This is a genomic window from Paenibacillus sp. NPDC056722, from assembly GCF_042790635.1.
GTDB lineage: Bacteria > Bacillota > Bacilli > Paenibacillales > Paenibacillaceae > Paenibacillus_AQ > Paenibacillus_AQ agri.
On the sequence record NZ_JBHTYV010000007.1, the window covers coordinates 35,457 to 49,453 of the forward strand.

Annotated in this window: 12 protein-coding genes; 7 read left to right on the top strand and 5 right to left on the bottom strand. The window is 49.0% G+C overall.

Annotation, left to right across the window (positions count from 1 at the left end; genetic code table 11):
* Positions 1–38 precede the first annotated feature (38 nt).
* The 4 genes from ACFRAM_RS17900 (at position 39) to ACFRAM_RS17915 (ending at position 5,008) form a co-directional block, all read left to right on the top strand.
* Positions 39–1,004: an ABC transporter permease gene (locus tag ACFRAM_RS17900; RefSeq protein WP_379467018.1), complete on the top strand. Its 966-nt coding sequence runs from the start codon at positions 39–41 to the stop codon at positions 1,002–1,004.
* Positions 1,005–1,019: 15 nt separating this feature from the next.
* Entirely contained in the window at positions 1,020–1,904 is an 885-nt protein-coding gene (locus ACFRAM_RS17905) for a carbohydrate ABC transporter permease (RefSeq protein ID WP_175372069.1), read from the top strand.
* A gap of 50 nt (positions 1,905–1,954) precedes the next feature.
* The gene (locus ACFRAM_RS17910; protein ID WP_379467019.1) at positions 1,955–3,586 is read left to right on the top strand and encodes a type 2 periplasmic-binding domain-containing protein; all 1,632 of its coding nucleotides are present in this window, start codon (positions 1,955–1,957) and stop codon (positions 3,584–3,586) included.
* 72 nt (positions 3,587–3,658) lie between these two features.
* Positions 3,659–5,008 carry a glycoside hydrolase family 30 protein gene (locus tag ACFRAM_RS17915; RefSeq protein WP_379467020.1) on the top strand — a complete coding sequence of 450 codons (1,350 nt, stop codon included), beginning with the start codon at positions 3,659–3,661 and terminating at the stop codon, positions 5,006–5,008.
* 96 nt (positions 5,009–5,104) lie between these two features.
* On the opposite strand, the gene ACFRAM_RS17920 is transcribed toward ACFRAM_RS17915, so the two are convergent.
* A complete protein-coding gene (locus ACFRAM_RS17920) occupies positions 5,105–5,488 on the bottom strand; it encodes a hypothetical protein (protein WP_379467021.1) in 384 nt (127 codons plus the stop codon).
* A 161-nt stretch (positions 5,489–5,649) separates the two neighbouring features.
* On the opposite strand from ACFRAM_RS17920, the gene ACFRAM_RS17925 reads away from it, so the two are divergent.
* The 3 genes from ACFRAM_RS17925 to ACFRAM_RS17935 all read left to right on the top strand — a co-directional run bounded on the left by ACFRAM_RS17925 (position 5,650) and on the right by ACFRAM_RS17935 (position 8,812).
* Positions 5,650–6,351: a coiled-coil domain-containing protein gene (locus ACFRAM_RS17925; RefSeq protein WP_379467022.1), complete on the top strand. Its 702-nt coding sequence runs from the start codon at positions 5,650–5,652 to the stop codon at positions 6,349–6,351.
* A gap of 190 nt (positions 6,352–6,541) precedes the next feature.
* Positions 6,542–7,639, top strand: a complete 1,098-nt coding sequence (locus ACFRAM_RS17930; RefSeq protein ID WP_379467023.1) for a polysaccharide deacetylase family protein — start codon at positions 6,542–6,544, stop codon at positions 7,637–7,639.
* A 21-nt stretch (positions 7,640–7,660) separates the two neighbouring features.
* Positions 7,661–8,812 carry an MFS transporter gene (locus ACFRAM_RS17935; RefSeq protein ID WP_379467024.1) on the top strand — a complete coding sequence of 384 codons (1,152 nt, stop codon included), beginning with the start codon at positions 7,661–7,663 and terminating at the stop codon, positions 8,810–8,812.
* Positions 8,813–9,052: 240 nt separating this feature from the next.
* Here ACFRAM_RS17935 and ACFRAM_RS17940 read toward each other — a convergent pair whose 3' ends face one another.
* The 4 genes from ACFRAM_RS17940 to ACFRAM_RS17955 form a co-directional block, all read right to left on the bottom strand.
* A complete protein-coding gene (locus ACFRAM_RS17940; protein WP_379467025.1) occupies positions 9,053–10,384 on the bottom strand; it encodes a 6-phospho-beta-glucosidase in 1,332 nt (443 codons plus the stop codon).
* 5 nt (positions 10,385–10,389) lie between these two features.
* On the bottom strand, positions 10,390–11,385 hold the full coding sequence (locus tag ACFRAM_RS17945) for an N-acetylglucosamine kinase (RefSeq protein ID WP_379467026.1): 996 nt from the start codon (positions 11,383–11,385) through the stop codon (positions 10,390–10,392).
* 73 nt (positions 11,386–11,458) lie between these two features.
* Entirely contained in the window at positions 11,459–12,448 is a 990-nt protein-coding gene (locus ACFRAM_RS17950) for a LacI family DNA-binding transcriptional regulator (RefSeq protein WP_379467027.1), read from the bottom strand.
* A gap of 132 nt (positions 12,449–12,580) precedes the next feature.
* Positions 12,581–13,960: an ABC transporter substrate-binding protein gene (locus tag ACFRAM_RS17955; RefSeq protein ID WP_379467028.1), complete on the bottom strand. Its 1,380-nt coding sequence runs from the start codon at positions 13,958–13,960 to the stop codon at positions 12,581–12,583.
* Between the last annotated feature and the right edge of the window lie 37 nt (positions 13,961–13,997).

A 13,997-nucleotide genomic window follows, 5' to 3' on the forward strand; every position in this document is an offset into this window, starting at 1 on the left:
TTTTATAAAGAGATTAAGGTCAGAGGAGAGAAGGAACCATGGCTAAACCAATAGTAATGCCATCATCCGGAAAGAGACCTATGGGAGAGAGAGTAAAAGAATTCTTTGCAGACTTTTGGAGACAACGGGAACTGCAAACCATGGTCCTGCCGGGTATTATTTTCATGATTATCTTTTGTTATATTCCCATTTACGGACTGACCATTGCCTTCAAGAACTACACGGTCATTGATACGTTGAGTTCAGCGCCTTGGGTGGGTTTTGATAACTTTAAAATCATTTGGTCTGATAAATATTTCTGGGATGCGGTCGTAAATACATTGGGCATCAGCTTCCTGAAGCTGGGGATCGGATTTGTCATTCCGATTATACTGGCAATCATGATCTATGAAGTCAGCTTGACCCGATTCAAGAAATTCGTACAAACGATCTCGTACATGCCACACTTTCTGTCATGGATCGTGCTGGGCGGGATGCTGATTAACTGGTTCTCCACTACAGGGCTGTTTAATCAGATTCTACTGGATTTGGGTCTGATTTCGAAGCCATCTAACATTTTGCTGGATCCGAGTAAATACTGGTGGATCGCAACCCTCTCTGATATTTGGAAAGAGGCGGGCTGGGGAACGATTCTGTATCTGGCCATTATGTCTAAGATTGATCCGACGTTCTATGAAGCAGCCAAGATTGACGGGGCAGGTCGTCTTCGTCAAATTTGGAACATTACTCTACCCAACATGAAGCCTATCATCAGCTTGAATCTGATCCTTACTGTAAGCGGTTTGTTTGGCTCCAATCTGGACCAGACGCTGGTGCTGATGAACACGCAGAACCGTGAAAAGGCCGAGGTCATTAACTCCTACGTATATCGTATGGGTATGACACAAGGAGATTTCTCCTATGCAACGGCTGTAGGTCTCGGCGTATCCATCGTTTCTGTCATCCTGCTGGTGATCGCCAATAAAGTGACCACTAAGCTGAATGATAACCAATCCGTTTTATAAGAGGAGGCATTTTCCATGAATCGAAAGGCGATAAAGGGAGATCTGGACAGTCGGATCTTTAATGCCTTCAATATTGCAGTGCTTTTAATTGTTTCACTCGTCATCATGATCCCGTTATGGAATGTTATTATCTCCTCGCTCAGCTCCGGCAGAGCGTTGGCAGAAGGCGGCTTTATTTTTTGGAGTAAAGAGTTCTCACTTGAGAATTATCGTGCTGTGTTTCGGGACAGCAGCATTTGGCAGGCCTTCTTTATCTCTGTATCCAAAACAACTCTCGGTGTAATCACCCACGTCTTCTTTTGTGCCATGGTCGGTTACGCTCTTAGCAAGAAGCATCTTCGTGGCCGTAAGCTGTATGTCGTTATGGGTGTTATTACGATGTTCTTCTCTGGCGGTATGATTCCTACTTACTTGCTGATCAAATCTTTGGGTCTATTGAACAGCTTCTGGGTGTACATTATCCCGGCGCTCTTCAGTTATTACGATGTTGTCATTCTCATGAACTTCTTCCGGAATGTACCGGACGCCCTTGAAGAATCCGCCAAAATTGACGGTGCGGGCGAATGGCGGGTGTTCCTGAAGATCTTCATTCCACTGTCTATGCCGGCTATGGCGACTATCGCCTTGTTTAACGGAGTTGGGCAATGGAACGACTTCATGACAACAAAGTTATATATCACCGACCAAGCCTTGTATCCGCTACAGATGAAGCTGTATGAGGTTATCGTGCAGTCTCAGACACAGTCTATGCAGAATATTGGTTCAGTCATGATTGAAACCACCACCAAAGGGGTTCAACTGGCAACCATTGTTATTACCACCCTGCCGATTGTGCTTATGTATCCATTGCTGCAGAGATACTTTATCTCCGGTATGATGCTCGGCGCTGTTAAAGAGTAAGCTTTCTAGCTAGCAAAACATGTGTATTTACCAAAATGGAGGTTACTAACATGAAGAGATTTGCAAAAGGAATCAAACTCAGTTCGGCTCTCCTGGCCGTTGCACTGACCGTTAGCGCGTGTGGTGGTTCAGGTGGATCAAACACGGCGAGCAGCGAATTGCCAGCACTTGGTGATCGCTATACGCCAAATGCGGATACCCCGGCATGGCAGTTGGATACAAAAAAAGAGACAACTGACCTGACCTGGTATGTGAACGCAGATTGGTGGAATACCGATTTTGGCAAAGATTTGGTGACCAAGAAGATTAAAGAAGACTTGAATATCAACATTAAATTCATTACCGGTGACGATACGAAGCTGAATACCTTCTTTGCCGGAGGAGACATGCCGGACGTAATTACAGTATTCGATTCTAACTCTGCGGTAGCACAGAAGGCGTCTACTTGGGCTTGGCCTTTGAACGATCTGGCTGAGAAATATGATCCTTACTTCAACAAAGTCGCTGCTCAAGATACGATCAATTGGTTCCAGCAAAAAGACGGCAAAACTTACGGATATCCAGACTATTCTAATACACAAGCTGACTATGACAGTGGTGATATTCCAGCTAAACAAGCCTTTATTATCCGTAAGGATGTGTATGAGGCAATCGGCAAGCCTAGCATGAAGACACCAGAAGAATTTATCGCAGCTATGAATAAAATCAAAGTTCAGTTCCCTTCCTTGACTCCATTTGGCTTCAACGCGATCGGTACTGGCTCCGGCTCCTTGGGTGACGGATTCCAGGATTACCTGGGTGTACCGCTCGAAGATAAGGATGGCAAGTTCTACAACCGTAACCTGGATGAAAGTTATTTGGCTTGGCTGAAAACGCTTAATACTATCTATCGTGATGGCGATATTAGTGACGACAGCTTCGCGGATGATGGTACTGCTTTTGATGAGAAAGTGAAGTCCGGTAAATACGCGGCTATATACTTAGATGGTACACCACAGCAAGGTGGTAACCTGCAAGTCTTCATGAGTGCGAATCCGGGTAAAGAGTACATCGCTATTGATGGCCCGGAGAGCACCGTTGGCAACCAGCCGATCCTTAATCAGACCGGTATTACCGGCTGGATGATCAGCTACATCACCAAAAAGGCTAAAGATCCAGCGAAAGTGATGCAAATCTTCACCTACCTGCTTAGTGATGAAGGCCAAATGCTGATGAACTTCGGGATCGAAGGCGAAACCTATAAGAAGAATGCTGATGGCAAAGTAGAATTCCTGCCAGCAATCAAAGATCTTCAGGAAAACAACGCAGATAAGTATAAAAAAGAGTACCGGATCGGCGAGTTCATCTTCTTCGGTCATGACCGTTACAAAGCCCTTAGTGATGATTCCTTCCCGGAATCCATCCGTCAGATGCAAGAGTGGGGTAAAGGCAAGCTGACACCACACTTCATTCTGGAAAATATCAATCCGGACCCGGGTACACCGGAAGCACGTTCTTTGACAGCGATCGACACGACTTGGTATTCCACAATGGTCAGCTTGATCCGTTCTAAGAGCGACGATGATTTCAACAAATCGTTGGATGCCTACAAGAAGGCCCTTGATGATAACAATTGGGCTAAAATCGTAGAAATTCGCAGCGAGAAAATGCAGCAGAACAAAGAAAAGCTGGGTATGAAATAATCAGGATATAACAAAAGGTGCCCCTCTAAAGGGGCCCTTTTCATAACTTGAATGGTTGGAGGGATAACGATAATGACTGAACTTATCATTTATGAGTCCAAGGGAGAAGGCGACCTGTTCGTTGAACGGACCGTAGAGGCCTTAACTCCGGTTACAGCGGGAGCGGGTCAGACGGAGATTAACCTGGATATAAACCAAACTTATCAGGAGATGGACGGCTTTGGCGCCTCCTTCACCGATTCATCCGCCTATCTGATTCACCAAGTGCTGACTGCGGAGCAGCGGACGGAAGCGATGACTCGTTTGTTTGATGCTCAGGAAGGGATTGGCCTCTCCGTTCTGAGAAACCCGATGGGTGCTTCAGATTATGCCAGAATGATCTATAGCTATGACGACAGACCAGAAGGAGAGACCGACCCATCACTGGAGCATTTCACCATTGCTCATGATGAAGAGGATGTCATTCCACTGGTAAAAGAAGCTTTGAAGCTGAATCCGGCCATCAAGCTGTTCGCTTCACCATGGAGTGCGCCAGCATGGATGAAAACCAGCAGCTCCATGAAGACTGGTGAACTGAAGCAAGAGTTCTACTCGTCTTATGCAGATTATTTTGTGCGGTTTATTCAAGCTTATAAGGATAAAGGGCTTCATATTTACGCGGTAACTCCGCAGAACGAACCCTTGTATGAGCCAGCTCACTATCCAAGCATGCTGATGCTGCCGGAGGCACAGGCTGATTTCGTTAAGAATCACCTGAAGCCTAGTTTTATCAAGGGCGACCTGGATACTAAAATTCTCTGTTACGATCACAACTGGGATCGGCCGGATTATCCATTGACCGTACTGGAGCAAGCCAAGGATAGTGTGGACGGTGTAGCCTGGCACTGGTACGGTGGTAAGCCAGCGGCTCAGAGCGACGTGTTCGAGGCTTTTGCGGGTAAAGAAGTACATTTCAGCGAAGGCTCTGGTGGAGAATGGATTCCTCCCTTCGAGCAGGCGTTCTCCAATGTGATGCGGACGGGGATTGAGATTCTCCGCAATCACAGTAAGTCCTTCATTCTGTGGAATATGGCGCTTGATGAGAAGAATGGTCCGACGGTACCTGGCTTTGGTAAAAGCACCTGCCGCGGAATTCTGCTAATTAACCAGCAGACCGGTGAACTGGAGTATACACTGGACTACTATGCGCTGGCCCATTTCAGCAAAGTCATCCGTCCAGGTGCCCTGCGAATCGGCTCAAGTGCAAGCAGAGAGCATATTCGTTCCGTGGCGTTTACCAATACAGACAACTCCGTTGCCATCGTGCTATTCAATGATAGTGATAGAGCGGAGAATGTTAGCATAAAGCTGCAGGGGCAAGAAATTCTGGCCTGCAATCTGGTGGGTAAAAGCGCGGTTTCCGTTCTTGTGCCTCATCAATAATCAGTTAAAAGGCCAGTTTGGCCGAATACAACTAAGTAGTATACGAAATGCCCTCGGGACCGCTGGTACAGCGGGAACGGGGGCATTTTTTTCTCCTTATCCCATTAATCCCTTCAGCTCACCGATGAAAGGCCGGATGGTTTTGATCATATTATAGCCCATCTTCATTAGCGGCATGGTCTTTTGGATCATTCCAAAGAAGCCTAGACCGCCGAGGCCGCCACTTGCTTCCCCGGAGCCAAAGCCGCCACCAAATAATGAACCTAACAGTGGCATGAATCCGGAGACCTGTGCTTTCTTGGAACGAGAGCGGCCCTTCTTTCTAGATTTGGGGCTGCGGCTTGGTCTTGAGAGCACCAAAGCTTCTTTTTCAAGCCCAGTTATAAATCCCACATACGACCGTCCATCATGCAGTGTGATGCAGACCGGGCGGCCCTGTAGCTGTTTTGCCTGCTTGCGGATTTTGGTCGATTTTCCCATCTGTGGATCACCTCATTGTTCTTTTTACTATATATTACTCAGGTTTTGAGCCGCTGCTTGTGCGAAGTCACTATCTTTCCAGGCGGTTACATTAACTCTATCTTTGAACAGTCTCTGTAGTTTATAATAGATGGGTTAATTAACCAAAAATGGGGTGCATCATGAAAGTGAAAAAGATGAGTATGTTAATGAGTACGATTGTCCTTGCTGTGTCGCTCACCGGGTGTTCTGGCAACAATACTAGCGCTGCAGGGGAAGAGGCAGAGCAATTGAAGACCCAGATTGCGAAGCTCCAAGAGGAGAATAAGCAATTAACAGAAGAGAACAACAAATTGAAGGAGGCCGCGACTGCAGTAACGACCGCTTCAGAAGAAGAGCCAGAGAAAGCCCAGTCGGATAACGCGAATCCTGCGGGGGAAGAAACGAAGGCCATTGTAAAGGGACAGCCGTTAGTGTTGGACGGAGTTGCCGAATACACAGTCACGAAGACTTCATTTACTAAGAAAATCGTTCCTTCCAAACCGGGTACGTTCTATACATACTACGAGGCCAAAGAGCCTGATACCACTTATCTGGCTATTACGCTGAAAGTAAAGAACTTGGGTGGTTCAGGCAAAGATGCGGATAAGTTCGCCGATATCACTGTCAAATACGATAACCAATATGAGTACAGGACTTCCTCGACGATTGAAACTAAGGGTGGCGAAGATTTTACCTACACCAACATTACGAGTGTCGAGCCGTTAAAATATGGCACGCTGGTGTTCTTCGCCACGGTGCCTACGGAAGTGCAGACTAGTGATAAACCACTCTATGCCGACATTAATATTGAAGGTCAGCCTTACAGATACACAATACGCTAATTCGTTATGCGCCGAGCAATGTTGAGCTGATGCGTGCACTCTAAAGTCCATAGAAGACAATATCAAGATGCCTGGGAACACTTAATGTTTCCGGCATCTTTTAGTCGTGAAAAGGGTCCAGTAATACATGGAAAACACCCCCGCCCTCCACTATAATAAATGTATATAATCATAGAAATGAGGCGGCAATATGTCAGCTAAGGCGGTTTGGAGCGGAGATGCCGATCAGGCGATTTGCGCGTTTACATTTGACGATGGGCCTTCCCGGCTTCCACTTGAATTGTGGCTGGGTGTTCTGGAGGAAGAGGGCGTGGTAGGCACCTTTTTCTTCACAGGTGAATGGATGGATCGCCACCCGGACAAGGCGCGGGAGATTCTGTCCAGAGGACATGTGCTCGCTCCCCATACCTACCATCACCGGCGGATGGCTCAAGTTCCGAAACCAGTGTTTCTGGAGCAGTTAAAACTGACTGAGCTGGCATATCAGGATGCAACCGGTCTGGCGTGTCCCAGCTTCATGCGTTTTCCGTATTGTTCGTTCCGCGAGGAGAACCTGGAATGGCTGGCCGAATGGGGTGGTTATTTGGATATTGAAGGTGTGGATTCGGGCGATTGGGCAGGGATTTCTGCAGAGGAGATTGTTGCTCGGGTAGAGCCGGAGCTGAAGAATGGCACGATTGTAGTCATGCATAGCAATGATATCGCAACAGGATCACCGGAGGGGCTGAGACAGCTTATCCGCATTGCCAAGCAAAAGGGGCTTCAGGCCGTAGGTGTTCCTGAAATCCTGGACTCCATTGGTGCTGAGACCGAGTATAGACCATGGAAAATCACCGTGCAGGTTCCGGCTGAGCTGGATCATCCGGTGGAAAAGTGGGTGTCGCTTCAGAACGATAAGCAACTCGCTGATTTGGCGACCCAGACGATTCAGTGGAGCGCTCCACAGTACACCCTTCAATTCTCCTCGGAAAGTGAGTGGCTGGAACATCTGAAGATGCCACTAGAGGAGTTTGGTGTGGTAGAGGACAGGGCAATGTTCACCCTTAGAGAGTTCGATGGCAGCTATTGGGGATACCTGCGCGCTGGAGTCCGTGGCGATACGTTGGTATTATTAGATTTTTCCGCTAAGGAGGCGCAGGCTGACACACTAGTGTATGTGCTTCGCTGGGCAGCTGAAAAAGCGATGTCCCTCGGATTAACCCATATTGAAGCCAGACAGGATCTTCGCAAGATGTACGAGATGTGCAGACAGCTCGGCTGGAGTGCAGAAATCGAAGAGGATCGTTAAGAAAGAGGAGCAGTGTCATTCGTGAGGACATTATCAAGCTATTATTTTTTATATTACCTGGCCATGTCTGTTCTGATGCCGTATACAAGTCTGTATTTCAGTGAGAGAGGCTTCAGCTTTACTGCCGTAGGCTTGATTCTGTCCTTATGGGCACTGGTCAGTGTGGTTGCTCAACCGGTCATGGGGCTCATTAACGACCGTTTGGGTAACCCCAAACAAATCATGCTACTCTCTTCGATCCTGGCTGCGGTGCTGGGCTTTGGCTTTAACCTGATGGAGGGCTTGACCGGAATCATTGTGTTGTCCTTGTTCTTTGCCTGGTTTCAATCCTCAGTTGGACCGGTGGGCGATGCGTTAGCAGTGGAAATTGCCAGCCGTGACGGTTTTTCTTTCGGAAATGTGAGGTTGTTCGGGGCTTTAAGCTATGCGATTGGTACATTCACTACAGGGATTCTGTATGAGCGATTCGGTTATAGTCATATTTTTGTCTATTATCTAGTTATCAGTATGATCGTGTGCGTGACGATTCTGTTCCTGCCCACAACGAAAGTGTCTCGCAGAAAGGTGACGCTATTCGGACAAATGGGTGAGGTTGTCCGCAATAAGCCATTTATGATATTTGTAGTCACCAGTACGTTAATGATGATGTCCGCTTCTATTAATTTGAACTTTCTACCACTGTACTTCAAGGAAATGGGCTTCAATAAAAGCTGGATCGGCAGTGCCTTCGCCATTGCCGCTATTATTGAGGTACCGATGTTCTGGGTAGCCACCCGGCTCAGCAAGGCTATCGGAAGATATCCGCTGCTGTGTCTGGCCGCTGCGATCTATGGCAGCCAGTACCTGGTCATGTTCCTGTTCTCTAATGTATCGCTTACGCTCGCGGTTCAACTGCTGAACGGTGTTGCCTTTGCTTTTGCCGCAGGAACCGCTGTGGAAGTGGTTCAGAGCTACGCTACAGAAGGGACCAAAGCGACATTGCAGACGGTTTATGCAGCGGTGACCTGGGGTCTCGGTGGCATTGTCGGAAATGCTGTCGGGGGAGTTGTCACGGATCATCTGGGCGCGAAATTTCTGTACCTGATCCTCTTCTGCCTGTGCGCCGCAGCCTCATTGTTGTTTATCGTGAACAGGCATCATCAGCCGTCGGTTAACCAAGAGCTTGCCGGGTAGGAAAGTGGCTGGGTGGTGAGGTGCGACGGATATCAGTTTGGAGACAGCGGGATTGTATCCCGGAAGACCGGCTCCCGAATAAGGGGGCGCGGTCTTTTTTAGCCCTATTTTTCGCATAAAAAAACCACTGCCCGTATCAGCAGAACATCCTGCGTACGCGACAGCGGTTTGAATAGGAGGATCTACCCTTCTCATAGTGCAGAGAAGGCCCTACCTTAAACCGTAATCATTGTTTATAAATTATTGTGCAGCAGATGTAGTCTCTTTGGTGAAAAAGTTCGGCAAATACTCTTTGTTCGCTTCCAGCATCTCATCTAGCATCTGAATCGCCACTTCCACGGATGGAACCAGTGGATGATGGGCCAGTGCCTGAATCGCCAGCTCGCGGCTGCCGGTCACAGCGGCTTCAATCGCCAGCTGTTCGTAGGTTTTGACTGCATGAATGAGTCCCTTGGCCATAGGTGGAACGGTAGTCAGCGGGAGTGGCAATGGGCCGTTCTTTGTGACGACACAGTTCACTTCAATGCTGGCATCATCAGGCAAGAAATCCAGAATACCGTTGTTGGCGACATTCAGCGTCTGGATATCATTCGCACCGTTATACAGCGAGCGCATCAGGTTGACAGCTGCCTCTGAATAAAAGGCGCCGCCGCGTTGTTCCAACTGCTTCGGTTTTTCTTTTAGCTCCACGTTGCTGTAGATTTCGAACAGCTCTTCTTCCACACGCTTAACCACCTCAGCTCGGTTACCGCCCTTCTTGAAGGACTCCAACTGTTCTTCTAACATAGCATCGGTCATGTAGAAGTACTTCAGGTAGTAGGAAGGCAAAGCGTGAAGGGAGTTCAGGAATTCCGGGTTCCATTCACGGGCAGGCACGTTCTTGGCGCCATAAGCAGTGGTATCAGCCAGCATTTCATCCAGCTTGCTCTCGCCCTCAACATCAATGCGGGTAATCCAGTGCAAGTGGTTGAGACCCACAAATTCGGCGTATACCCGATCAGGGGCTACGCTGTATTTGGAGGAGACTTGCTTGATCAAGCCGATAGGGGCGTTGCATAGGCCGATGCTTTTGACATTGGAGTATTTCAGGACAGCTTCCGTAACCATCCCTGCCGGATTGGTGAAGTTGAGCAGCCATGCGTTTGGAGCCAGTTCCTCAATATCGCGGCAGACGTCAAGAATCACAGGAATCGTGCGCAGAGCTTTCATCATGCCTCCGGGACCGGTGGTCTCCTGGCCAATAACACCATATTTGAGCGGTATGGATTCATCGCGGGCACGGGCATCCAGCATACCGACACGCATCTGTGTGCTGACAAAGTCAGCGCCTGCGATGGCTTCGCGGCGGTCTGTCGTCAGATGGACTTCGATTGGGAGTCCGGATTCTTCAACCATCCGTTTTGCCAGGTTGCCGACAATGTTCAGCTTGCGCAGTCCGGGTTCAATGTCCACCAGCCATAGTTCACGAATAGGGAGTTCCTTATGATGAAGAATGAATCCCTCTACGAGTTCCGGTGTGTACGAAGAGCCTCCGCCGATGACGGCGATTTTCAGTCCTTTATTAGCTGTCACAATAATCACTCCTGTCTGGTAGTTTGTTTAATGGATTCGAATTCCTGAAAACCCTTCATCTTGTCATAGACTTCACTACTGATTGTCATCCCGTCGCTTTCCATGGCTGACCATACCGCACCGACCACCGGTTCGGTGGTTAGGGTGACCACGGTTGCCTGTGGGGCAGCAATGGCTACGGCTTGTTCGATGGGGCTACGAATCCAGCCCCGGTCTCCCCGGGTCAGCAGGCTTCCGGCCAGCACGACATCGAAGACGTCCTTTTCCATGCCTAGCCGGTGGATGACAGCGGCAGCAGACTTGCCCAGCTCTACACCTTGCCGGTGCAGGATCTCCAGAGCCACAGCATCGCCCTCAGCTGCAGCCGCGAACAGCAGGCGGGCAGCATCTGTAGGCACGTGCTTCCCGTGATCCAGGAAATCATTGAACATGCGCTCCACAGTCTCATATCCCAGCAATTTTAGCAGCGGGGCAGTCAGGAGGGTAGCTTGTTCCCGCCCGTCCCAAGCCCGAATGACAGAGCGGAAAACTTCAATGTTGAGCGAGCCGCCTCCGCCGAAATCACCATACATATAGTCAAAGCCACCACATTGATAATGCTGTCCCTGTACATTCTGGCCAGCTGAATTGGTACCTGTGCCGCAGATCAGGGAGACACCATATGGACGGTTAGTACCTGCCCGTAGTCCGATCATGGTGTCACAATTGATGGTGTATCTAGTAAAACCGATATCGCGGATGATCGGGTGCAAAATATCATAATCGGCCTCACGGTCGGCACCTGCCAATCCCAGATAAGTGTGCTGAATGTCGTTCAAGCTGAGCCCGGCATCCGCCAAAGCGCCGAACGTGGCTTCACGGATGCTGCTAGCTGCGCGGGCCGCATCTACTTGATGATTGCCGTTGCCGCTCTTGCCTTTCCCGAGCACATTGCCCTTTTCATCACTGAGCAGGGCGTAGGTTTTGGTTCCTCCCCCATCGAGTCCCAAGTAGTAAGTCAATGGTCTTCACTCCTAAGTGAATATATATTATAGAAAACAAAAGATTGCAGCCGGTCTGCAAATGGATGCCAGTCTAGATGGAAATTGTAGATTCACGAATGATCAGCTCCGGATCAATCCGTATGCCAGACCCGCGCTTCATCTTGCCAGAGATGCGCCGCAGCAGCATATCCGCTGCCGCCTGCGCGATTTTGTCCGCAGGTTGCCGAAGGGTCGACAGATGCGGACGAAGCTGTGAGGCGATGTAGTGGTCATCATAGCCGACAACGGCGACCTGCTCCGGTACGGATATCCCCGCCTCCATTAGAGCATTGATAACCCCAAGGGCGATATTGTCATCACCAGTGAATACGGCGGTGGGCAATGGTCCTTCGCTTAACCAGCGTTTACAGGTGTCATAGCCAAATTCTATTTCGAAATCGCCCTGTACGATTTCAAAAGGAGTTATTCCTTTTTCCTGCAGTGCTAGTGCGAACCCGTTGCGCCGCTCCCTTGTACTGCGGAACATTTCATGTCCGCACAGATGCGCGATAGAGGTATGCCCGAGCTCCAACAGATGACTTGCCGCCGCGTAGCCACCTTTGAAGTTGTCGATCGTGATCGAATAGGTATCGTTTTCGGGCTCCTGATTATCAATCAGTACATAAGGTATGCCGCGCCGCTTTAGTTGCATGATATAATTCTCTTCCCCGATCGGCGAGAGCAGAATCATGCCGTCTACCCGGTCTTCCTGAATGAGATAGTGGTCCTCATCTGATTCAATGCCTCTGGAGATGGCGATGGCCAGGAAGTAACCATGCAGCGCGAGTACCTCATTCAGTTCTTTGACAACGGCGTCAAAGAACGAATCGTGCAGAGTAGTTACCACGAGTCCGATAATCCCTGTCTTTCCACTGGCGAGGCTGCGTGCAGCCGCATTGGGGCGGTAGTCCAGCTCCTTGATTGCATCTAACACTTTCTGCCGATTCTTCTCGCGTACCGATTCAGCGCCGTTCAACACCCGTGATACCGTCACGACAGACAGACCGGATTTTTTGGCTACATCAAATATGCTCACTTTCATGTCTTGTGCTCCTTGCAGCAGATTTTCCGAATGTATTATCTACCATTAGTATACAGGGTGGAGAGGCGGTCTGCTAAACAATAACATTCCAAGCAAGCATACCGTCCCGGAAGGGACGGTATGCCGTACATGCTAACGTTTGATGATCTCGGTGACCTTTTTCTGAATGGTACCCATGACCTCTTCAAGCGTCTTATGTCCGGTCTCTACCGGCTGCAGCTCGTTGATGAACATATCGTTGATTTGCGAGTAGTGTACGATCAGGTGGTTGAAGGATTCGTAGCCATATTTCACAGCCCCTTCATAAACCTTCTTCACATCTTCAGGATCAACGCCCTCAAAGTGCTTGTAGTATGTTTCAGCAGCTTTGGTGTTGACTGGCGGGTTGCCGCCGCTGAGCTCAATGGATTTCTCCTGAACTTCAGTGGTGAGCAGGAATTTGATGAACTCCATGGCTTCCTTCGGATGCTTGGAATCTTTCAGAATGAGCAGCGGGTCCACGAACAGCGGGCTGCGCACCTTGTCGTTACCGCCCCATGGCACAGCGGCTACGCCAACCTTGAACGGAAAGTCGTTGGAACCGGCCATAATCCAGGAACCACCGACAGACATTCCGATTTTACCTGCTACGAACGGATCGCCATTCTGTCCGGCTACGCTCTTGCTCCATTCAGTATTAGGCGACACTTTATCTTTGAAGATCAGGTCGAAGAACTTGTGATAAGCAGCAATAACCTCTGGTGAGTCAAAATGGGTCTCGGAAGGTACGCCGCCGTTGGTCCAGGTATCTGCAGAGTACGGATCTGCTCCGAAGTACAGCGGACGCATGTCGCGTTCTGACCAGGTGAAATCAACACCATATTGCGTTTTGGTAATATCATCGGAGTGGACCGTCATCTTCTTGGCATCCTCGACCATTTTGTCAAAGGTCCAGCTCTTGTCTTCGTAATCACTTGGCGGATAGGATAACTTTGCCGCATCGAACATATCCTTGTTGTACATCATCAGCGTAACGTACATATTCAATGGAATGCCGTAAGTGTGATCTTTAACTTTGTAGATGTCCATCAGGTGCTCAGGAATGTTGTAATCTTCGGCTTTGAAGCCTGTTTCCTGCATCAGATCGGTGAGGTCCATCAGCATGCCTTTGTTGTAGTATTCTGCGAAGCCGCCGTAGCCGTAGTGGCTCGTAATATCAGGCGATTTGCCCCCGGCAATCAGTGTCTGCAGCTTACTGTCAAACTGCTCGTAAGGCGCCTTTTCCATCTTGACCTTGATGTTAGGATGTTCTTTCTCGAAATCAGGAATCAGCTTCTCGACAAAGGTGCGGTCCTCGGAATCAATGGTGTAGTAAGTAATGGTCACTTTGTCGCCTTTACCGCCGGAGCTGTTGTTCGATCCGGATGAGGTTACATCTTCTACTGATTTGCCGCCGCTACAGCCAGCTAAGGTCGTAAGAAGTAGTGCACTTGCTGCAAAAAGAGTTCCAAGCGTTTTCCTGTTCTTCTTCATTTGCTAATCCCTCCAGGATATCAGTGTATAGTTCCGC